This window comes from Streptomyces sp. RLA012 (assembly GCF_056270325.1).
On the sequence record NZ_JBWDPA010000002.1, the window covers coordinates 1240163 to 1261413 of the forward strand.

14 protein-coding genes are annotated in these 21251 nt (G+C 73.3%); 12 read left to right on the forward strand and 2 right to left on the reverse strand.

The annotated features are described in order from the left end of the window. The first annotated feature begins 36 nt into the window (after positions 1 to 36). The 12 genes from RV986_RS06175 (at position 37) to RV986_RS06230 (ending at position 16724) form a co-directional block, all read left to right on the forward strand. Positions 37 to 246, forward strand: coding sequence for a hypothetical protein (locus tag RV986_RS06175; RefSeq protein ID WP_475916405.1), 210 nt, complete (start codon positions 37 to 39; stop codon positions 244 to 246). Next, entirely contained in the window at positions 243 to 1025 is a 783-nt protein-coding gene (locus RV986_RS06180) for a vWA domain-containing protein (protein ID WP_475916406.1), read from the forward strand. Before RV986_RS06175 ends, RV986_RS06180 begins: the two co-directional genes overlap by 4 nt. Next, positions 1022 to 1903, forward strand: coding sequence for a protein phosphatase 2C domain-containing protein (locus RV986_RS06185; RefSeq protein WP_475916407.1), 882 nt, complete (start codon positions 1022 to 1024; stop codon positions 1901 to 1903). The genes RV986_RS06180 and RV986_RS06185 overlap by 4 nt, the downstream gene beginning before the upstream one ends. 2 nt (positions 1904 to 1905) lie before the next feature. After that, entirely contained in the window at positions 1906 to 2961 is a 1056-nt protein-coding gene (locus RV986_RS06190) for a protein kinase domain-containing protein (protein WP_475916408.1), read from the forward strand. A 154-nt stretch (positions 2962 to 3115) separates the two neighbouring features. Further along, complete coding sequence (locus RV986_RS06195; protein WP_475916409.1) at positions 3116 to 3889, forward strand: 4Fe-4S single cluster domain-containing protein; 774 nt, start codon at positions 3116 to 3118, stop codon at positions 3887 to 3889. Beyond that, positions 3801 to 5204 carry a hypothetical protein gene (locus RV986_RS06200; protein ID WP_475916410.1) on the forward strand — a complete coding sequence of 468 codons (1404 nt, stop codon included), beginning with the start codon at positions 3801 to 3803 and terminating at the stop codon, positions 5202 to 5204. Before RV986_RS06195 ends, RV986_RS06200 begins: the two co-directional genes overlap by 89 nt. After that, positions 5201 to 7372, forward strand: coding sequence for an AAA family ATPase (locus tag RV986_RS06205; RefSeq protein WP_475916411.1), 2172 nt, complete (start codon positions 5201 to 5203; stop codon positions 7370 to 7372). Before RV986_RS06200 ends, RV986_RS06205 begins: the two co-directional genes overlap by 4 nt. Positions 7373 to 7374: 2 nt before the next feature. Beyond that, entirely contained in the window at positions 7375 to 9462 is a 2088-nt protein-coding gene (locus RV986_RS06210) for an Hsp70 family protein (protein ID WP_475916412.1), read from the forward strand. Beyond that, positions 9463 to 10644, forward strand: a complete 1182-nt coding sequence (locus RV986_RS06215; RefSeq protein ID WP_475916413.1) for a TRAFAC clade GTPase domain-containing protein — start codon at positions 9463 to 9465, stop codon at positions 10642 to 10644. A 1-nt stretch (position 10645) separates the two neighbouring features. Next, the gene (locus tag RV986_RS06220; RefSeq protein ID WP_475916414.1) at positions 10646 to 13093 is read left to right on the forward strand and encodes a GTPase-associated protein 1-related protein; all 2448 of its coding nucleotides are present in this window, start codon (positions 10646 to 10648) and stop codon (positions 13091 to 13093) included. Positions 13094 to 13097: 4 nt separating this feature from the next. Further along, positions 13098 to 14660 carry a TRAFAC clade GTPase domain-containing protein gene (locus RV986_RS06225; RefSeq protein ID WP_475916415.1) on the forward strand — a complete coding sequence of 521 codons (1563 nt, stop codon included), beginning with the start codon at positions 13098 to 13100 and terminating at the stop codon, positions 14658 to 14660. Positions 14661 to 14708: 48 nt separating this feature from the next. After that, the gene (locus RV986_RS06230) at positions 14709 to 16724 is read left to right on the forward strand and encodes a caspase family protein (protein ID WP_475916416.1); all 2016 of its coding nucleotides are present in this window, start codon (positions 14709 to 14711) and stop codon (positions 16722 to 16724) included. A gap of 49 nt (positions 16725 to 16773) precedes the next feature. Here RV986_RS06230 and RV986_RS06235 read toward each other — a convergent pair whose 3' ends face one another. Beyond that, positions 16774 to 19647: a CHAT domain-containing protein gene (locus RV986_RS06235; protein WP_475916417.1), complete on the reverse strand. Its 2874-nt coding sequence runs from the start codon at positions 19645 to 19647 to the stop codon at positions 16774 to 16776. A 129-nt stretch (positions 19648 to 19776) separates the two neighbouring features. Next, entirely contained in the window at positions 19777 to 21240 is a 1464-nt protein-coding gene (locus RV986_RS06240; RefSeq protein WP_475916418.1) for a hypothetical protein, read from the reverse strand. Positions 21241 to 21251: the final 11 nt, after the last annotated feature.

Here is a 21251-nt window from a genome sequence, read left to right on the forward strand (position 1 = left end):
CGGTCGGTCTGTGTGCGGGGAGAGGTTGATCAGCACGTGACGGAGTTATGGTCGGCCGCCCACGGTTCGGTGGGACGCGTGGTCACATGGCCCGCACCCGACGCCTATGTCCTGGTCGAGGGCGTCCTGTTGCGCGCCCTTCCGGCCGACGTCGAGGCGGTGCCCGGACTGCGGGTGCGACTGGCCTTCGACCCCGAGCGCGGACGCCTGGTCATGCGGGACGCCGAGCGGTCGGAGACCGTATGACCACGGACTACGACATCGGGTTCGCGTCCGGGCTCGACGAACGGCAGCCGGTCGTCATCCTCCTCGACACCTCCGGCTCCATGGCCCGCCCCGAGGCGAGCCCCCGCATCGCCCAGGTCAACACGGCGCTCACCACCCTGTTCGAGAGCGTCCGCTCCCAGGCCCGGCTGCGCGCGCGGGTGGAGACCTGTCTGATCGCCTTCGGCACCCAGGTCCGTGTGTACGACGCGGGCACCTCCGCCCTCGTCGCCCCCGAACAGGCCGACCCGGACCGGGTCTTCGTGCCGGTGGACCGGCTGTCCCCGCCCCCGCTCACGGCGGAGGGCTACACCTGTCTGGCCCCCGCGCTGGAATTCGCCCTGCGGATCGTCGCGGAGCGCTGCAGGGCGCTGGAGGCCCGACGGGTGTCCGTGCTCCGGCCGTTGATCTGGCTGCTGACCGACGGCGCGCCCAGCGACGAGTGGGGCCGGCCCCTGGACGCGGCCGAACTGGCCCCGCTCGCCGAGCGGTTGCGCGCGGCGGAGGCGGCTCCGCCCGCCGACGGCTGTGTCTTCCTCACGATCGGCGTCCAGGGGGCCGACCGCCGGATCCTCGAAGTACTGGCGCCGGGCGCCACGTTCATGCTGCAAGGCCTCGACTTCACCGAGATCCTGCGGTTCCTGCTGCGCAGTTCCGACCGGGTCAGTTCGATCGGCACGGCCGAGGAGGTGCACCGCGAGGTCGCCCGGCAGGCCGCGCTGCGCAAGGCCATGAGCGATCTGGAAGAGGAGTACCGGTGAGGGACGACCGCCCGGGGCTGCTGGTGTCGGGGGCCCTGGTGCAGGGTACCGACCACCTCGCCGCGGGAATCGGCTGCCAGGACGCCCTGAAGTCCGCCCGGTGCGAGGACGGCGAGGCCGTCGTCCTCGCCGTCGCCGACGGTGCCGGCAGCCGCGACCGCAGTGCGCTGGGGGCCCATCTCGCCGTCGACATCGCCTGCCGGGTCCTCGCCCGGGAGCCGCCGAGCGGCGACATGGGCGGCGCCGTGTGGACCGAGTGGATCAGCGACCGGGCGCAGGAGGTCGTGGACACCTGGCTGCGCACCGCCCGCGCCCTGCCCGTGGCGGCGCGCCGTGGAACGGCGGAGGACGACGACCCGTGCCGTGGCGGTGCTCATCTCCCGTGCCCCGAGGAGGAGTTCGCGGCGACCCTGGCCGCGGCGGTCGTGAATCCTCCCTGGGCCGCGTTCCTCTGTGTCGGCGACTGCTTCGGCACCGTTCTGACCATGGACGGCGACGACCCGCGGGAACGCTGCCATCTGGTCCTCCCGCCACCCGCCGAACGGCACTCCCCCGTCTTCCTCTCCTCACCCGGGGCGCGCCGGCGAGTGCGGTCGTTCGCCCTGTGGGATCCCGACCTCAGCGGCGTCGTACTGGCCACCGACGGCTGCGTACCGCTGACGCTGGACCACCCGGAGGTGCGGGGACTGCCGCCCGCCGCCGGGCCGTTGCCCTCCGCCCGGTTCTTCGTCGAACTGGCGGCCGCCCTGCGGGACAACGGCGGTGACGCGGAACCGCTGCGCGCCCTGCTGTCCAGCCCCGGGGCCGGACGCAGCGGTGACGACCTGACCGTGCTGTGCGCGCTCACCGCCCGCGGCACCCGGACCGGGAAGGGGTGACGATGGCGATCCGCACCAGATCAGCCTCGGGGCGCGAGTGGCTGCTCGGCGAGGTGGTGGGCAGCGGCTCGGAAGGCGTGGTGTACGCCGTCGACGGCCATCCGGGGCTGGTGGCGAAACTCGTGCCGCTGGCGGCCGAACCCGACGCCTACCGGCTGCGCGTGCAAAGCCTCGTCCGGCAGCGCCGGGAGCCACGGACCGTACGGCTGCTGAGCGGCACGCCGAGTCGGCTGGCCTGGCCGCTGGAGACCCTGAGCACCTCGACCGGCGTCACCGGATATCTCATGCGGGACATGCGCCGGGCGTTCCTGCCCTTCGAACGGCTGCTGCTGCCGACCGCGCGCCGGGAGTCCCTGCCGGAGGCGACCTGGGCCACCACCCTGCGGACGGCGGCCTCGCTGGCGGACCTGGTCGCGGATCTGCACGCCGAGGGGTATGTGGTCGGCGATCTCAAGCCGGACAACCTCTGGGCCGACGCCGAGGGCCGGGCAGGTCTGGCGGACATCGACTCGCTGCAGTTCGGCGACGGCCTGCGGACCTTCCCCTGCCGTATGCGCTCGCCGGGGTACACCGCCCCCGAGTGCATCGACTGCGACGCCCTGCCGGACCGCTCCTCGGACTGCTTCGTCCTCGGCGTCCTGATCCACCAGTTGCTGATGGGCGGACTGCACCCGTTCCACGGCCGTCCGGCCGACGGCCGCCCGTACTTCTCGCTCGACGACAACGTGCGCAACGGCCGCTGCCGGCTCATCGATCGCGACTCCGTGGTCCTGCCGAGGACCGCTCCACCGGCGGACCTGCTGCCCCGAGGGCTCGGCGACCTCTTCGCCCGGGCCTTCGGCACCACCGGTCGCGACACCCCGGCCTCCCGGCCGGACGCCGCCGCCTGGGCACGGGAACTGCACGCGGAGCTGCGCCCCGGCCGGCTGACCGTCTGCGGGCGCGACGACCGGCATGTGCACACGGTGGAGCGGCCCTGGTGCCCCTGGTGCGACCAGCAGGAGCGGGGCGGCACCGCCTGGGGACGACCGATTCCCGGCCTGGACGCGGCGAGGTGAGACGACCATGACCGACTCGGACCCGACAACAGGCTCAGAATCAGACACAGGTACAGGTACAGGTACAGGTACAGGTACAGGTACAGGTACAGGTACAGGTACAGGCACACCACGCCTGCCGACAGCGCACCCGCGCGGAGCGGCACGTCGTCCGGTGGACGCCTCCCGCCCGGGCGAACTGACCCTCAACCGCGTCCTCGACCGCTGCGGAACACTCGGACCGAACCTCCGTGCGGTGATCTGGGTGCAGGGCTGCCCCCTGCGCTGCCGTGGCTGCGTCGCGCCGGAGACGCTCCCGTTCACGGGCGGCGAGGTCCGCACCGTCGCGGAACTGGCCGACTGGCTGACCGGTCTGGCCGAGGTGGAGGGCGTCACCCTCTCCGGAGGCGAACCTTTCAGCCAGGCCCAGTCGCTCGCGGACCTGCTCGACGCGGTCCGCGAACGGCGCCCCGACTTCTCCGCGATGGCGTACACCGGCTTCCGCCACGAGGCACTGCGGCGCGGCACACCGGGCCAGCGGGCCCTGCTCGACCGGCTCGACCTCCTCGTCGACGGCCCGTACGTCGCCGCCCTGCACGGGGATCTGCTGTGGCGCGGTTCATCCAATCAGCGTATTCACGTGCTCACTGAGCGCTACGATGATGTGACCTCACTCACAGACACGGGGGCGGGAATCGAAGTGTCCGTGAGCGATGACGGCCGGTTCACATGGGCCGGAGTACCAGCCGTGCCCGACTTTCGCGCATTCGTCGAGGACCGGCTGGCGGCAGCGGGATACGGGGTGGGTGTCCAGGAATCGGCACCCGTCGCGCACACGCAGGGGCAATTCCGGGGGACGGATGAGCGGATCACCGAAGTACAGCACCGTCGCGGTCAGTGCGGCCCGGCGGGCGGCGGAAGCACGGCGCCGGGCCCAACAGGAGGCTGAGCGCCGGCGTCGCGAGGCGGCCCGGGCGGCGGAGCGGCAGCGCCGCGAAGCCGCCCGGTCGGAGGCCCGCCGGCGCAGGATGGCGGAGCTGGCCGAGGCACGCCACGCCGAGACCGAGAAGCGGCTCACCGGAGTGCGGGTGGAACACGCACGGGCGGCGGAGCGGCGGCTCACGGAACTGGAGGAGCTGATCCGGGGCATTCGCGCGAGCGGCGGTCCGAGCGGCGGCCTGGACCGGCTCGCATCGGAGACGGACCGGCTGCGCACACGGCTGCGGCACGGCACCGACGACGCCGTGGACGAGGAGATCGAGCGGCTGCGCGGCGCCGCGGTGCAACTGCGGGCCTTGGCGCTGTCAGGGTCGGCCGGCACGAACATCCTGGGCGATCCCCACCACCTGCTGGAAGCGCTCCGGCTCCGGCTGGCGGACCTGAGCCCCCGGGCGGCGGAGTACGACCCCGAGGGCCATCGCGACTGCGGCGGCCTCCTCGATCAGCTGCGCGCGGCGCTCGACGAAGGGCGCGCGGCCAGGTTCGAGGCGCTGTTGGGCACCGCCGAGCAGCGGCTCGCCCGGCATACCGCGGCCGTCGAGGACGGGGCACGGGCCCGGCGGAGGGCGGCCGCCCAGCAGGCGAAGCGGGAAGCGGAGCGCGCGGAGGAGGAGCGGCTCGCCGCCGCGGAGGAACGGCTCCGCCGCGAGTCCCTGGAGGAGGCCGCGGACCGGCTCGACACCATCGCCACCGCCGTGCGCGAAGCGATCGCGGACGCGTCCGACTTCGCCGCGACCGCCCTCGCGGACGAGCTGAGCACCGCGCTGGCGGCGGTGACCGGCGCCCTGGGCGCCGAGCGGGTGGACGAGGCGCTCGCCGCGGTAGCCGCGCTGGAGGAGCTGCTGCCCCGCGCCGAGGGCGCGCTGGACGAGTTGCTGCTCGCCTACGAACGGCGCACCGAACTCGCCCGCGTCCTGCAGAGCGCCATGTCCGGCGCGGGATTCACCTTCACCGGCGGCGACGACCAGGACGACGGCCTGCTGCTGCGCTTCGCACGGTCCAACGGCGCCCTGTACTCCACCACCATCGCCAGCGCGGCGGACGGGGCGCCCGTGCTGGCGTACCGCGTCGACGGCGAGGCCGATGTGTCCGCCGTGCCGGAGGGCGCCGAGGCCGTCTGCGACAGCACCGAGGACCTGCTCGAACGGGTGCACGACGTCATGGCCGACGAAGGCTTCGTACCGGGTGAACTCCTCTGGGAGGGCAAGCCGCCGGGTGGCCGGGGACGAAGTCTGCCGTCCGCCCGGACGGAGCGGCGGCGATGACGGTGACGGGCGCCGACGGGGGAACGGACGGCACCACCCCCGAGGGCCCGGCTCCGGCCCATGCGCTGATGCCGTTGTGGGCCGTGTCGCTCGGATGGGAGATGGAGCGCGGGCGCCAGGTCGTGGTCAACGGCCGGATCCGGGACCGCTGGTGGTTCGACGGCAGGCCCGTGCCGTTCCGTGAGCTCATGGTCGGCGTACTCGTCGGACGTGGTGCGGAGGTCGTGGGCTGGTGGGACCCGGTGGACGGGCTCACCTTCCCGGTCTCCGGCCACCAGGAGCGGTTCGACGCGCTGGTCGCCGGACTGCCCGGCACCGACGCGACGCCCGACGCCGCCGCACCGGCCCCCACGCCCGCGCCCGGCACCGGGGCGTCGGAACCGTCCGGCGGCTGGTCGGCCTCGGGAACCGCGGCGAACGGCGACTCGTCGGTGTCCGCGAACGTGGACCGCACCGGCACGGCGGCGGACCCCGGGGACGACGGCGCGCCCCGGGCCGGCACCCGCCGCTCCGCCGCCCGCCGGTCCGCGGCGGCGGGGCTGTTGCAGCCGCGCGCTCCGCGCCGGCTGGTCTCGCTGGAGGACGCGACGGCCCAGGCGCGGCGCCTGGCCGCCCACTCCGGGGCCGCCACCGCCTTCGTCTTCGAGGACGTCGACCACGCCCTGCCCATGGCCGACCCGGCGTCGGCCCAGGGGTATCTGCGGCTGCGCGCCGCGATGGCGGACGCCGTGGCGCCCGGCACGGCCGCGCCCGGGCGCCGGGCCAGGAACCCGGTGCTGGTCGCGGTCGGCGACCTGTCCCGGCTGCCCGGCTGGTTCTGGCAGGAGGACCCACGGGTGGCCGGTCTCCAGGTCGGCCCCCCGAACCAGGCCGAGCGCAGGCTGTGGCTGTCCCTGCTGCGGCAGGACTTCCGTGGTCACGAGGCCGCCACCCGCCACGACATGGAGGCGCTCGTCGGCGCGACGGACGGCATGGCCGGCTGGGAACTGGACGCGCTGGCGAGGACCTCGCAGCTGCGCCGCGTCGAGATCGGCCGTCCGGACCGGCTGATGCAGGCACACCGGCTGAACGTCAGCATCGATCCGTGGTCCCAGCTCGACCGTACGGTGATGGCGCGGGCCGCGGACACCCTCAAGGCCTCGGTGATCGGGCAGGACACGGCGGTCGACGCGGTGGCCGCGGCGCTCCAGGCCGCGTTCGTCGGGCTGGACTTCGGGGAGTCGGGGGCGGCCCGGCCGCGCGGATCGTTCTTCTTCGTCGGACCGACGGGCGTCGGGAAGACGGAGCTGGCGAAGGCCGTGGCCAAGCTGATCTTCGGCGACACGACCGCGTACGCCCGCTTCGACATGAGCGAGTACCAGCAGGAGCACGCGGCCGAGCGGCTGGCGGGGGCTCCACCGGGATTCGTGGGATACGACCAGGGCGGCGAGCTGACCAGACGGGTCCAGGAACGGCCCTTCAGCGTGCTGCTGTTCGACGAGATCGAGAAGGCGCACCCGGCGGTGCTCGACAAGTTCCTGCAGATCCTGGAGGACGGACGACTGACCGACGGCCGGGGACAGACCGCCTACTTCTCGCAGTCGCTGATCATCTTCACCTCCAACACCGGTACGGAGTCGCTGTCCGGGCTGCTCGCCGCGGCGAACGGCAACGAGCTGCTGTACAGCGGGCTGCGGGAGCACTTCTCCCAGGCCGTGGAGGACAAGTTCCGCGCCATCGGCCGTCCGGAGATCTTCGGACGGCTGAAGCCGGGCGTGGTGGTGTTCGACATGCTGCGGGCCCATCACGTGGTCGGCATCACCGACCGGCTGCTCGACCAGCTCGCGACGTCCGCGCACGAACGCAACCAGGTCGAGGTGGTCTTCGACCGGGCCGGCGTCCACACCTGGATCACCGGACGGATGGCTCTTCCCGAGCAACGGGCCTACGGAGGCCGCCAGATCCGCAACGAGCTCGAAACGCTGCGCACCGCGATCGTCGCCCATCTGCTGTCCCAGTCACCACCCGCCGGTTCCCGGATCGAGGTCGGCGTCGAGGCGACCGGACAGGTGCGGGTGTCACCGGCCCACGACGATGGCGCCTCCGCCGGCGCCCCGGGCGGCCGCGGCGCACCGCTCGTCGGACGAGTGCTGCCGGCCGGCGACGGCACCCCGGAAAGGACACACTGACCGTGTACGGCATCGACCTGGGGGCCGGCTGCGCGCGGATCGCCTGGCTGGACCGCCAAAGACAGCCGGTCACGGCCGACGGGGCGGTCCCGGCGGTGGCCGCGGCCGGGCCGTGGCCCGCGGGCGACGACGACGGGGCCGTGTTCTCGCTGCGGTCGCGGCTGTTCGCCACCGAAGCGGGGGCGGACCCGGCGCTCGCTCCGCCCGGCGCCTTCCCCACCTCGGCGGCCGCGTTGGTGGGCGCGGTGTTCACCGAGTTGTTGCGCCGCGCCGAAGAGGCGGGGGCGCCGGAGGAGCGCCAGGTCGCGCTGTCCCTGCCGGCCCGGGCGTCGGACGCCCAGGAGATGGCGTTGCGGCGCGCCGCCGAGGCCGTCGGTCTCCGGGTCGCCAAGGTCGTTCCCGACCCGGTGGCCGTCGCGCTGCACCACGGCGCGCTGCGCGCGGGGACCGACTCCACCGTGGTGGTCTGGGACCAGGGCGGCGCCGGTCTGCGGCTGACCGTCCTGGCCGTGGGCAGTGACCGCACGGTCCGGCTGGTGGAGCACGCCGAGCATCCGCTGGGCGGCGCCGCCCGGGACGAGGCCGTGGCCCGGGAACTGCTGAGCCGGCTGCCGTACGACCGTGTGACCCCGCCCCTGCTGAGGACCGCCGAGCGGCTCCGGCTGCGTCTCGCGAACGCCGAGGAGGTGACCGAGACGGTCCGGCTGGACGGGACCGACCACCCGGTGACCTTCGACCGGGAGCGCCTCGACGCCGTGCTGGCTCCGGAGCGGGCGCGCGCCCGCGAGGCCCTGACCGATGTCCTGGAGGCGGCCCGGCAGCGCACGGGCCGGTGGCCGTCGGGTCTGCTGCTGGCCGGTGGCGTCTGTTCGGGTGCGCCGGGCACGGCCGAGGCACTCGCGGAGGGCCTCGACCTCCCGGTGCGGTCCACCACGCCCGCGTTGGCGGTGGTCCGCGGCCTGGCCATGATCCAGGACTTCGGTCTGCTGCGGATCGAGTCCGGGCCCGCCACCCGGCCGACGTCACACGGCGCCCGGCCCACCGGTCCGCGACCCACCGGCCCCCGGGAGCAGACGGCCGGCCGCAAGGCGGAACCGCCCGCTCCACGCCCCGATCCGGAACCCGTCGGGGCCGACGATCCCGAGCCCCGGAGCAGCTTCGTACCCCCCGCCACCGGCCGGTTCACCAGCGGGGCGGGCCACGGGGCGGACGACCCCGAGCCCGCCGCACCGGCTCCGGTCGGCCCCGCCGACGGGATGCTCCGGCCGCCCGGTGCCGGGGCGGCGACGGGCCGGCCGCACACCGCCGGGTCCGGCAGGCCCGAGGACCCGGCGGACCCTGTCGCGGTGGCCCCGCCTGCGGACGACGAGGCTTCGGTGCCGCCCCCGCGCAAGGCCGACGACCGTCCCGCCCCTGCCCGGGAGGAGCACGGCACCGCGTCCCCGGGCGGTGATCCGGTGGGCGTGCCGGTGGCGGAGCTGCAGGCGGTCCGGCGCGACGACCATCTCCTCCTGCTGTGGGAGTGGCCGCCCGGCAGCCTCATGGCACGGGTGCGCTGGCGGCTGGAGGATTCCGCGCCGGCCGACGGCAGGCTCAGGGAGGGCGACGTCCGTTGTTCCCGGCGGGTCTACGAGCACGACGGCGGCCTCGACCTGGTGGTGGGCCACGGTGGGGTGACCCTCACGGTGGAGGCCATGGTCCCGGGCGCGGAGGGCGGCTTCGATCCCCCGTCCTCGCTGAAGGTGGCCTCCGGGCTTCCGGTGGTGCGCTACGAGCCCAGGGTCCGGCGCCGCCTGTACGGCAGGGTCGCCTCCGTCTCGTTCACCAGCGAGACGTCCTGTCGGCTGCCTGCGCTGCACGTGGTGCTGGGCCGTGGCCGGTACCGGCCTGAGCACCCGGCCGACGGCACGGTGGTCCACGTGGTCCCGCCCCAGCAGATCGAGGCGCGCAGCCCCCTCGTCGTCGAGTTCCCGTTTCCGTCCGGCCAGGGGACGCGCGGTGACGCGTGGCTGGTGTGTTTCCCGGCGCAGCCGCCCGGCGAGGACATCGACCTGCGCCCCGCGGCGCTGCACCGGCTGAAGGTGATGTGAATGGCCAGGATGTTCGCCTGTCCCTACTGTTACGAGACCTTCACCGCGCGGGAGATCCAGTTCCGCTGCAACACCCGGCTGAGTCGCAGCGGCCGACGCTGCAAGGCCGAGCGCGACCAGGTCCGGGTCGACCGGCTGGGCGACCGCGGGGAGGCCGGTCCCGCCTTCACCGCGGACGGCCGCAGACCCACGGCCGACTGCCCGCAGTGCGGCGGTGAGACGACCTACCGCATGTGCCCCGTGTGTCACAGCCTGCTCCCGGTGCAGTTCGGCATGGTGGACAACCGGCTCATAGCGATGGTCGGAGCCCGTAACTCCGGCAAGACCGTCCTCATGACGGTGCTGCTCCACGAGTTGATGAACCGTGTCGGCGAGAACTTCCGGGTCTCACTGATGGGTTCGGACGAGTCGACGATGACCCGCTTCGGCAGCGAGTACCAGGACAAGCTGTACAAGCGCCGCCAGATGCTGCTCGGTACGCAGTCGGCCGCGGGCCAGGACAACCGGGTCGACCCGCTGGTGTTCCGGTTCGGAGTGAACCGGGACGGGCTGATGGGCACCCGCCCCAAGCCCACCGTGCTGTCCTTCTTCGACACCGCGGGCGAGGACTTCAACTCGCGTGAGAGTGTCGAGCTCAACACCCGTTACCTCTCCAGCGCGGACGGGATCATCATCGTCCTCGACCCCCTGCAGATGCGGGGCGCCCAGGAGTTGGCGCTGGAGGGCACGGTCATGCCGTCCGCCGACAGCAACACGCCCCAGCAGGTGCTGAGCCGGATCACCAGCATGCTGCTGGCGCGGGCCTCGGGAAGAAGGGCCGTCAAGGTCAAGGTCCCGATCGCGGTGGTGTTCTCCAAGATGGACGCCTTCTGGCACCAGTTGGACAGCGGAAGCCCGCTGCGGGCCCATCCGCCGCAGCACGGCAGGTTCGATGTCGCGGACAGTCTGAACGCGCACGAGGAAGTCCGTCATCTGCTCAAGCAGTGGGACGGCGTGTCCCTGGACCAGACCCTGGAGAACAACTACGCGCGCTACCGCTACTTCGGTGTCTCCGCGCTCGGCCGTACCCCCACTCCGGACCTCCAGGTGGCGTCGACCGGCATCCAGCCGTACCGGGTCACCGACCCGTTGCTGTGGCTGCTCAGCGAGTTCGGCTCCGTACCGAAACAGGGCAGGGGGTGAGATGGGCTTCCAGCAGATGTACTACACCTCGTGCGAGCGGGGCCTGACCGGGTACGCGGGCTACCAGTTCAACGCGGTGAGCGACGGGGTGTCCGCGGAGACCCTGCGCGAGGTGGAGGCGCTGGTCGCCTACGAGCCACCGCAGTCCCTCGTCTACTCGGACGCCCCCGCGGACCTGGAGCGCTGCCCGGTGAACCTGTGCTTCGTGCCGGGCGGCCCGGGAGAGATCTCCGTGGCGGCCTGTGTCCAGTACGTCGGCCGGGACCCCTCCCAGCGCTTCGGCAACTACTTCGCGCACGCCGTGGGCCGCAAGGACTTCACCGGCCCGGACGGCTCGCCGCTCCCCATCGAGCTGTGGCGCTCCCCGCAGTGGGCGCGGCGCCCGGTGCAGGACACCCGGCTGTCCGAGCTGCCGGGACCGCCCCGCCCCGGACCGCTCTCTGCGGCGGGCGTGGACCGCTTCCTGCGCGGGCATCCGTACGGCGACCGGTTGCCGCGGCTGGTGTCGGCGGTGCTGTCCGCGATCGCCGAGGACCGCACCGTGCTGGTGATCGACGCCTCCTCGGAGGCCGTGGCGCACTGGTTCGCGGCCGTCTGTTACCTGCTGCCCCCGCCGGTGGCCCGGACGCTGTCCTTCGCCACCTATCTGAGCCGCCCCGAGCGCAGCAGGCTGCGCCTCGTGGGCACCGTGTCCGAGATCCCCGTCGGCCTCGGCCCCGACATCCAGGACGCGTTCCATGTCTTCGACCTGGCCTCCGGCCGGATGCCCGAGCTGCCGGAGCATCCGCTGGCCCGGCTGCTGGGGCGGGTCGGTGTGCCGACGGCCCAGACGTTCTGGTCGTGGACGGACGACTACGTCAGCGGCCGCGAGCGCGGACCCGAGGACTGGTATGCCCCGGCGGTCGCGGCGACCGTGTCCGGCGGGACCGCGCTCGACGACGAGGAGGCGGCCGCGCTCGTCGGCTGGCTCGACGGCGCGGATCACCTGCCGACGGGCGTGCGGGCCGCCGTCGCCCGGGACCTCTACCGGCAACGGATGCTGTCCGCTGACCGGTTGACCGTGCTCAGCCGGATCGCCCGGACCACGGACGACCGGGAACTCGTCGAGCAGATCCAGGGCGAGTTGCTGGAGACCGAGATGCGGCGGCACATGGCGGACGACCCCGAGGCCGCCGAACCGGTGCCGATCCGCGACCCGGTGTTCAGAAGGCAGGCCACGGCCCGTTTCGGGGAACTGCTCCAGGACTGCAACGACCAGCAGGGCGTACGGCTGCTGCTGTGGGCGTCCGGTGCCCGGCTGGAGCCGGCCCGCGAGGGCCTTGTGCGCAAGAGCACCGAGATCGCCCGGACCCTGCTGAGCCGCACGGTGACCTCGCGCGTCGATGAACGCTTCCGGGCCCGGCTGACCCGGGTGGCCGCCGTGTGGCCCGAGTTCCGGGAGGGCATGGTGCTGGCCCTGAGCGCACAACTGGACGAGCGGCCGCACCACTTCCCCGAGCTGATGCGGGGGCTGCCCAGTGAGCTGCTGCTGGAGAAGGACCTGGAGCACCTTCCCGAGCTGCGTGAGCACTATCTGATCGCCCGTGCCGAACGGGACCCGGATCGCGCCGCGGGCAATCTGGTGCACATCCTGATGAAGCGTCAGCCGCGCGTGCTCGACGCCGAGTTGCTGAGGTCGCTGTGGCCGTCGGGGCGCTGGACGCACGCGGAGGCCCTCGACGTCGTACCGCTGCTGCCGTCGTCCGTCCAGGTAGACGAGAGCGCGGGCAAGTGGCTGGAGTCGGTGTTCGCGCGGCCCGTCGACAGCACTGACCAACTGGTGCTCTGCCTGGAGCTGTGCACCCTCATGACATCGCCCGAGCGCCTCGCGTGGCTGCCGCGGGACACCCGGGGGTGTGTGGAGAACGCCGTACGGATCGCGGAGTTGCTGTCGCGCCCCCGCCCGAGCGAGCTGTTGCAGCTGGCCGAGACGCGATGGCCCGCGCTGTGGCAACCGGTGCTCACCCTGCGCGGTCAACGGCTCCCCCGGGCCCTCCTGGGCTGCGAGGGAACACCTCACGAACTGGCGAAGGTGTTCCTCGCGATGGGCGACCGGACGGCACTCGCCTATCTGCAACTGGTGTGCCGGGAGGCGGCGACACCGAGCCCCACGGCGTCACGGAACATTCTGGCCCTGGTCGCGGCCCAGCGGTCCATGACCGACTCCCAGACGCGGTACCTGAACGAGGCGCTGGAGATGGTCGTGCACAAGTGGCCCCCCGGCGATCTGGAGGCCTTCGCCCGCGAGGCCCGGCCGCTGCACGCGGCCCTCGCCGAGCGGATGGCCCGGCGGGCGGAGGAGAAACGCGCCGGCTGGATCAAGCGCATGCGCGGACGCAAGCGGGCACCGAAGACCGGCGCACCACAGGGCGAGAGCCCCCAGGACCCGCCGCCCGGCGCCGAGGAGTGAAGCGGTGACCGAACTCATCGTGGGCGCACTGCTGGTCCTCCTCTATGTGACCGTGCTCGGCCTCTATGTGGCACTGGCCCCGGTCGTCGCGGTCGGCCGTGCCCTCGGGCTGACCGGCGAACTGCTGTGGCTGTACGGCCAGATCCTGGTCGGCGTGCTGTACCGGCGTACGTCCGCGTACGAGGTCCTGCCGCCCTACCGGCCGCAGGACGAGCCGGAACCCGCCTACCGGCAGTACTTCCACGGCCCCGCGACCCGCGATCTGCGCAACGCGAGCGTGCTGACCCTGGGCCGCTTCCGCCGTACCGTCGCGGACTCCTACACCTCGACGACCCTGCGGTATTTCACGCAGCCCCCGTACAGCCGGCTGGCCACCGTGCCCTTCGGTCTCACCCTGTACGTGGGGCTCGCCCTCGGCGCCGGGACGGCCGCGCTGCTCCTCGCGCTGCTGTGCCTCCTGCACGCCGTCCTGGTGTATGTCGCGCAGGGCGTGGTGCGGATCGCGGCCGGCACGCTGCGCGCCGTGGACCGGGCGGTGCTGCGGGCCAAGGGGCTGCAGGACGGCATGGGCTGCCCGCAGTGCTACGAGCGGGTGGAGTACCCGGTGTACGAGTGCCCGGGCGACGCGTGCCGGCGTCGGCACCGGGACATCCGCCCGGGCCGCTACGGCGTGCTGAAGCGCCGCTGTGCCTGCGGCCGCAAGCTGCCGACGCTGATCCTGATCGGGAGCCACCGTCTGCAGGGGATCTGTCCGTACTGCGAGGGCGCCATGAGCGACAGCACCGGTCTCGTCCCGGAGACGGTCCTGCCCATGGTGGGCGGAACCGCCGCCGGCAAGACACAGCTGATGGCCGCGATGCTGATGACGCTGTTCGACGCGGCCGAGCGGGGTGGTCCCCCGGCCAGGTTCGCCGACCGGGACACCGCGGCCAAGTACGAGGTGCTGCGGGAGGTGCTGAACATCAGCGGAAACCCGCTCGGCACCCAGCGGGCCCTGCCGCGCGCGCACTCGCTGCTGATCGGCAGGGGGCGGTCCCGCAGGCTCGTGCATGTCTTCGACACCGCGGGAGAGCGTTTCGTCAATCTGGAGGACACCGACGCGCTGCGGTACGCGCGGGCCGCGCGCACGTTCGTCTTCGTGCTCGATCCGCTGTCGGTGGGCGCGTTCTGGCAGGGGTTGCCCGCCGAACGGCAGGCCGGTGTGGACCGCACCCTCGCCTCGCCCGTCGATCCGGAGTTGGTCTTCAGCCAGAGCACCCAGACGATGAAGCGCATGAAGGGCGACCTCGCGCGCTCCCGGCTGGCGGTGGCCATCAGCAAGTCCGATGTGCTGCGGGGGCAGCGGCTGCTGGGCGACCGCCGGCCGGACGACAGCGACGCGGCCCGGGCCTGGCTCGTGGAGGAGCTGGGCCTGGGCAATCTGGCGCGCGCCATGGAGATGGAGTTCCGGGAGGTGCGCTTCTTCTTCACCGCCGCGGTCACCGCCGGGCAGGAGCGGGTCGACGACAGCATTCTCCCGTTGGTCGACTGGTGTCTGGGGTCCGGCCGTTACGACGGCGCGGCGTGAACACATGCGGTCGTCCGTACGACCACGATCGGGAAGAGGGTGGAAAGCGTGGCCCTGTACGCGCTGTTGGTGGGAATCGACGGCTATCGTGCGCCGGTCCGGCGGCTCCACGGTTGCCGCAACGACGTCGAGGCCGTCGCCGCCCTCCTGCGCAGCCGGCTCTCCCCGGCCGAGTACGCGCCGCTGTGCCTGCGGGACGACGAGGCCACCCGCGCGGCCCTGATCGACGGGTTCCGAGGGCATCTGGGCCAGGCCGGGCCCGGCGACAGCGTGCTCTTCTGGTTCAGCGGCCACGGCTCGCAGGCCCCCGTCCCCCCGGAACTGGCGCACCTGGAGCCCACCGCGCTGTTGCAGACCCTCGTGTGCGCCGACAGCCGGCACGACGGTGTGCCCGATCTCTACGACAAGGAACTCGCGGTGCTCATCGGCGAGATCACCGCACGGGGCACCCATGTCGTCGCGGTGCTGGACTGCTGCCACGCCGACAGCGGCACCCGGGAGGCCGACGACCAGAGCCCCGGTCCGACGGGGTCGAGGCCCCTGGTGATCCGCCGTGAGCCGGCCCTCGCCGCGCCGCCCGCCGTCGAGGCCCTGCTGCACGAACTGCGCACCGGGCAGGGCGGCGGGCCCCGTACGGCGACCGCCGGCCCGCTCGGTGCCCCGCACGTCCTGCTCGCCGCCTGCCACTCGGACCAGTACGCCGTCGAGGTGCCCGCTCCGGACGGGAAGCGCGGTCTGTTCAGCCTGGCGCTGCTGGAGCAGCTCGACGCCCTTGGCTTCGAGGCGACCTGCCGGGAGCTGATGACCGGCGCCCGCTGCCGCGTCGAGGACGGTGCCCGCGGCCAGGTCCCCGTCCTCTCCCCGGTCACCGACTCCATCGTGGACCGGCCGTTCCTCGGCGGCCGGGTCAGGGCGGCCCGTTCCCCGGTGACCATGCGGTGGCTGCGCGGTGTGTGGGAGATCGACGCGGGAGCCTGCCACGGTGTGCCGGCCGGCGCACCGGGCGACCCGGCACTGTTCGGGGTGCACGGCTCGGATCCCCTGCTGGAGGTCCGGGTGGTCCAGGTGCTGGCCGACCGCGGCCTGGTGGAGCCGATCGGCTGGACGCCGGCCCCGGAGAAGCAGTACCCCATGGTCCTGACCGGTGTCCCGCTGCCCGTCGGCACGGTGACGCTGGACGGCGGCACCGACGACGGGCGGACCGCGGGGCTGCTCGCCGCCGCCCTGGACACCGCGGCCCCCGGCGGACGGCCCTCGCCCCATGTCCGCGTCGTCGACCCGGCGCCGGACGCCGAGCGGCTGCCCGACGCCCGGGTCACGGTCTCCCGCCCCGGCACGGTCCGCGTCACCTCCGCCGACGGCAGCCCGCTCGTCCCCGACACACCGTGCGGAACACCGGACGAGGCGGCCCGGGTGGCCGCGGATCTGGAGCACATCGCGCGGTGGCGGCGCATCAAAGAACTCCACAACCCCGTGTCCACGCTGCCCAACGCGGTGTCCGTGGAAGTGGTGGCCGTACGTGGGGGCGAAGCCTTCGATTCCGGAAGCGGGTCCGCGCTGCGGCCCGGCCACGACGGGGCGATCCATCTCGACTACCGCCGGGGACCGGACGGTTGGCACGAGCCCGAGGTGTTCGTCCGGCTGCGCAACTCGACCGACCGGCAGCTGTATTGCGTCCTGCTGGATCTCACCGACCGGTTCCGGATCCACGCGGCGCTCTTCTCCGGCGACTGGATCGCGCCCCGGCACACCGCCTCGGCGGCATGGGGCCGGGCGGTCACCCTGGCCCTGCCGCCGGACCGCCCCCTCGTGCCCGGCGCGACGGGCATGGACTGGCTGAAGGTCCTGGTGGCGGAGACACCCTTCAACTCGGGAGCGTTCGCCCTCGCCCGCCTCGGCGAACCGGAGGAGCCGCCCGTACGCGGCGGTCTGCACGGCCTCGGCGGAGTGCTCGACCGGCTCGGCCTCGCCGCGCTGCACCGGGACGCGGAGATGAAGCATCCCTCGTCGGGGGACTGGACCACGACCGTGCTGCCGGTCGTGGTCCATGTCCCGGGGGCCTGACTCCCCCGCCGCGCGGCGGCGCCCCGCTCAGAGCCTGTGAATCAGGCTCTCACCGCCCGGTGTGCACGAAGGCAGCCCAGGCAGCGATGTCCGACTCGTCGTGGTCGCGGAGCTGGCCGCGCAGCATCCTGGGCATCTCCTGCGGCGGTTTCCGGCGGCCGACCATGCACAGCTGTGCGGCGCGCAGGGCGTCCGCCGGCGGCAGTTCCTCCACCTTGAGGAAGTGGTGGAACATGAACATCAGCACCGAGGTCGCCACATCCGGCACGCTCCAGGTCGCGCTCACCACCGACCGGACCCGGCCGGCCAGCAGCGTGGTGCTCAGGCTGAACGCCTCGTCGTACCCGCGCCCGGACCGGCCGCTGCTGCACGCGGCCAGGACGGCGAGCGCGATGCCCCGATCGGGGTCGGCACCCAGGGTCCGGATCAGCCGCTCGGCCGCGAGGTGTTCGCCCCCGTCGAGCAGCAGATAGGAACTGTCGTCGGCCGAGGTGCTCGGCTCGACGATGCCGTGGCAGGCCAGATGCATCATGGAGCCGCCGTCGGGATCCGCGAGCCAGCGCAGCACCTCGTCCCGGGTGCCCGCTCCCTCCGGGCTCGGTTCCCCGTCGGGCAGCCTGCCGACGTATGTCGCGTCCGGATAGAAGCAGTCCTTGACCGCCAGCGCCTCAAGGCGTGCGGCGGGCAGGTCCCGCGCCGTTCCGGCCGGGTCGGGGTCGCCGATCACCAGCCCCCGGCCGGTGAGCGGCACCGGTTCCCGCCAGGCCGACTCGCACAGCAGCCGGGCGGACGGCGCGTAGGAGAAGACGACGCGCTCCATCGCGTACCGCCATGTCCCGTCGGCGGACCGGGTGCGCGCCGCGTGCCACGGCACTCGGGCCAGTTCTCGTACGGGAATCAGCACCAACCGTGCCGGGCGGTCCGCGGGCAGGTTCAGGTGCTCCTCGACCAGTGGCCCGATCGCCGCCTCCCAGGCCCACTCGCAGATCCCGTCGAGCATCCTCGGGGCCTTGATCCGCGCGTCCCGCAGGGCGGTGTCGCGATTGCGTGCCTCCCGGTCCGTCATGCCCTGCGCCGCGTCGGAGAGGAAGGTCCTAAACGCCGCGACCCCGGTGTCGTTCAGCTTCGGCAGCAGGAGCCAGCTGGGGGGTGCGTCGGCCCGGACGACCACCGCGGCGCCGTTGAGTTCGTCCCCCGGGACCAGGTAGACCAGCGCGTCGGCGCCGAGCGAGCGCAGCGCGGCCCGCGTCTCGTGGAGCTCCGGCGGGTCGAGCAGCCGGGTCGTGCCCTCGGCCGGACTGGCCGTCGGCGAGCCGTCGGCCGTGAGCGGGATGCCGGCGAGCGCGCTGATGGCCCGGCGTCGCAGGTCGCCCGGCACCTCGTTCGCCGCATGGGTCTGCTGCGCCTGGAGCCATTCACGGGCCAGGGCCGGGTCGCCCTCGGCGGTGAGCCGTGCCGCGATGTCACGGGTTTCCGTCGACGCGTAGAGGATCAGTCCGCGGCCCGCGTCCAAGGCGGCGGCAGCGCTTTCCGGATCATGGTCCATGAGGCACCATCGCGCGGTGTCGAGGGCGTCGTCGGCCGCGTGCCGCGCGGTGGCCTGCATCTCGTCGGGTGTCGACTGCAGCAGCACGCTCCACGCGTGCCCGCGCAGGCCGCGCAGCGCCGTCGCCCGGCCCAACTCCCGGCGGCCGGACAGGCGGTAGGCGTGGGCCAGCGGCATGGCCGTCATGGTCCACAGCGCGTGGGTGGTGGACTCGGCCAGCTGCCAGGCCTGTTCGAGCAGTTCGATGCCGGTCCTGAGATCGCGCTTGCCGCCCGACATCTCCACCCGGCGGATGTGCGCGGACCCGGCGGTGAGCAGGTAGAACGGCCGTCGCGGATCGTGGTCGGCGGCGACGTCCAGCGCCTGGGTGAGGTGGTTCACCGCGCTGTCCACCGACTGCGGGGTGTCCGTGGCGAGTTCGGCGGTGGCGAACTGGGCCAGCCGGAAGGCGCGTTCGCTGTCCGAAAGCCCCGGCTGGTTGGCCATGTCCTCGAAGACGCGGAGGTCGGAGTCGCCGATCGGGTTCACGTACGGTTCCCGGCGCCCCTGCCCGCCGCCTCCCGCACCGTTCGGCCGCAGCGCCCCCAGGAACGGGGCGAGTGAGCTCCACGCCTGCTCCACCGACGTCCGCAGCGGATCGCCCGCGGGCAGGCGGAGCGCGCCTTCACGGATCTCTTCGAGCTTCTCCATGGCGCCCACGACGTCGCCGCGCATGGCCTTGGCGCTCGCCTGCTGCAACTGCGCCGCCAGCATGCCGCGGTCGTGCAGCGCGGGCCGGTCGCCCAGCCCCGCGGCGAACGTGTGCATCTCGTCGGCCACGCGCTGGGCTTCCCCCACATTCGCGTCGCCCTGGGCGACCAGGTGCTGCAATGCCTTGCGTGCCGAGTCGACCAGGGTGACGTAGGGCTGGGTGTCACCGACGATCCGCGCGTACCCTTCCAGCTCCCGCAGCGCGGTGCGCGGGTTGAACCCCGGCCGACTCTCCTGCCAGCCCACGGCCAGGTCCGCCGCCCGCAGCGCGGCCGACCTCACGGGCCAGTCCGGCAGGGGGGACGGGTCGGTGTCGGCGATGTCCGCGAGAGCCGTCGCACGGGCCATCCGTGCGGATCCGAAGAGCGTGCCCGACGTGAGGAGGACGGTCACCAGCACGGACGCCACCTTGGGGCGACCGGGCAGGTCCGCCGGCAGGGCGTCGAAGTCCGCCAGGGCGCGGTCGACGGCCGCCGTGTCCTGACCGGGGGCCTCGCCCCGGCCGGCCCACAGCAGGCAGCGCGCCAGGAGCCAGGGTGTGCGCTCAGCTCCGTCGGCCGACTCGACGGCCTGCGTGGTCAGGACGGTGACCAGGTCCAGCGCACCCGTTGACGGCGTGTCACTCATCTCGGCCCTCCGAGCTTTTGACTGCCACCCGTTCCCCCTTGTCGATAGAACCAGAACGCACATGCATGAAATCGAAGGCGTACGCAGCCGAGTGCCGATGGCGTACGAAGCCGAGGACCGCAGGGCCGGTCAGGGGCCGACGGCGGGGCGCAGCGCGCGGACCCACGCCACGCCGGTGAAGTTCTTGGCCGCGATCTCGATCTCCACCTTCTCGAAGCCGGTGGCCGACAGTCCCTCGTAGCCGGTGCCGACGAGATCCTGGTAGAGCGTGTCCGAGAAGGCGACCACCAGGTCGGTGTCGGGGGATTCGGCGAGGACACGGCGTACGGGGGCGGAGTCGAGGACGCGGAAGAGGGCGACCACGGCGGAGCCCGCGTAGCCGCTGTCCGCCTCGTGCACGATGCCCTGGTGCAGACTGACCCGCATTCGGACGTCGTCCGTCTTCCTCGAACTCGCCTGCCCGGCGGCGGAGTTCTCCCCGGCGGTCCGGCCGTTGGCCGCCGCCAGGCCCGCGGTCAGGCCGTCCAGGAGTCCGGGTACGGCCCTGGTCTCGTCGACGTCGGGTTCCAGGACGAGCAGATAGCCGTCGCCCTGGGCCTGTCGGCCACAGCGCTCCCAGGCGACGCCGACGCGCTCGCACGCGGCACGCAGGGTGCGCAGCAGTACGCGCTGCAGCCGGACCATGTCGGCGTTGTCGCGCGCGCTGTACTTCTCGATGTCGACCGCGAGACACAGCCGCCGAAGCCCCGGAGGCAGCGTCTCGTCGTCCCGCTCGCCCTCTTCGGACGCCTCGGACGCCTCCGTCGGGCTCTCGTCCTCGTACGCGGCCAGCGCCCAGGCGCCGGGGAAGGCCTCCTGGTGCTCGGGGGGCGTGGCCGCCGGCCATGCCTCCGCCGTGCGGAGGTGGAACGGTGTGTCGTAGGGGGTCTCCGCCGCCCTGCGCCGAAGGGCGCCGCCGAGCACCCGTTGCACGGTGGTCGTGCTCAGGCTGAGCCGGCCGGACACGTCGGCCGTGGCCGCCGGCATCCGCACCACCGCCTGGGCCCAGCGGCCGTCGGGGCGCAGCGCGCCGCGCCCCGGAGCCCGGAAGGTCCAGCGGAGCCGTTGCCCGCCGAGCCCGAACACCGCGATCTCCGTCCCGTCGGCGGCGGTCGTGCCGGCCGCCGGGTACAGGCTCAGCGCGTGTGTGCCGTCGGCCAGGTGGACGGTGAGGGTGACCTGTTCGTAGCGGCGTCCGTCGGGCAGTTCCTCCAGGTCGAACGGGAAGCAGACCAGGAACTCACGGTTCTGGTCCGCCGGCGCGTGGCCGCGGGCCGGGTTGCGGAGGGCATAGACCAGCGGGCGGCCGAGGGAGACTCCGCCGATCCGGTCGTGGACGGTCTGTCCTCCCTTGGACACCACGCCGTCGAGGGCGAGAAGGTCCGGGGTGCCGAGCACGTCTTCGTACGCCGTCATGCCGTCTTCGTACGCCGCCACGCGGTCTCCGTTTCCCGCGACGCCGTCTCCGTACTCCGCCACGCGGTCTCCGTGTTCCGCGACGCCGTCGCCTCTGCCGTCCGCCGCGTTCGTGGGTGCCGTGTCGTTGTCCCGCATCCGTGCGGTTC

Excerpts from the sequence above, each read along its gene's own strand:
- RV986_RS06180 (WP_475916406.1), top strand. The coding sequence starts at position 243 with ATGACCACGGACTACGACATCGGGTTCGCGTCCGGGCTCGACGAACGG.
- RV986_RS06190 (WP_475916408.1), top strand. The coding sequence starts at position 1,906 with ATGGCGATCCGCACCAGATCAGCCTCGGGGCGCGAGTGGCTGCTCGGC.
- RV986_RS06200 (WP_475916410.1), top strand. The coding sequence starts at position 3,801 with ATGAGCGGATCACCGAAGTACAGCACCGTCGCGGTCAGTGCGGCCCGG.
- RV986_RS06205 (WP_475916411.1), top strand. The coding sequence starts at position 5,201 with ATGACGGTGACGGGCGCCGACGGGGGAACGGACGGCACCACCCCCGAG.
- RV986_RS06215 (WP_475916413.1), top strand. The coding sequence starts at position 9,463 with ATGGCCAGGATGTTCGCCTGTCCCTACTGTTACGAGACCTTCACCGCG.
- RV986_RS06220 (WP_475916414.1), top strand. The coding sequence starts at position 10,646 with ATGGGCTTCCAGCAGATGTACTACACCTCGTGCGAGCGGGGCCTGACC.
- RV986_RS06235 (WP_475916417.1), bottom strand. The coding sequence starts at position 19,647 with ATGAGTGACACGCCGTCAACGGGTGCGCTGGACCTGGTCACCGTCCTG.
- RV986_RS06240 (WP_475916418.1), bottom strand. The coding sequence starts at position 21,240 with ATGCGGGACAACGACACGGCACCCACGAACGCGGCGGACGGCAGAGGC.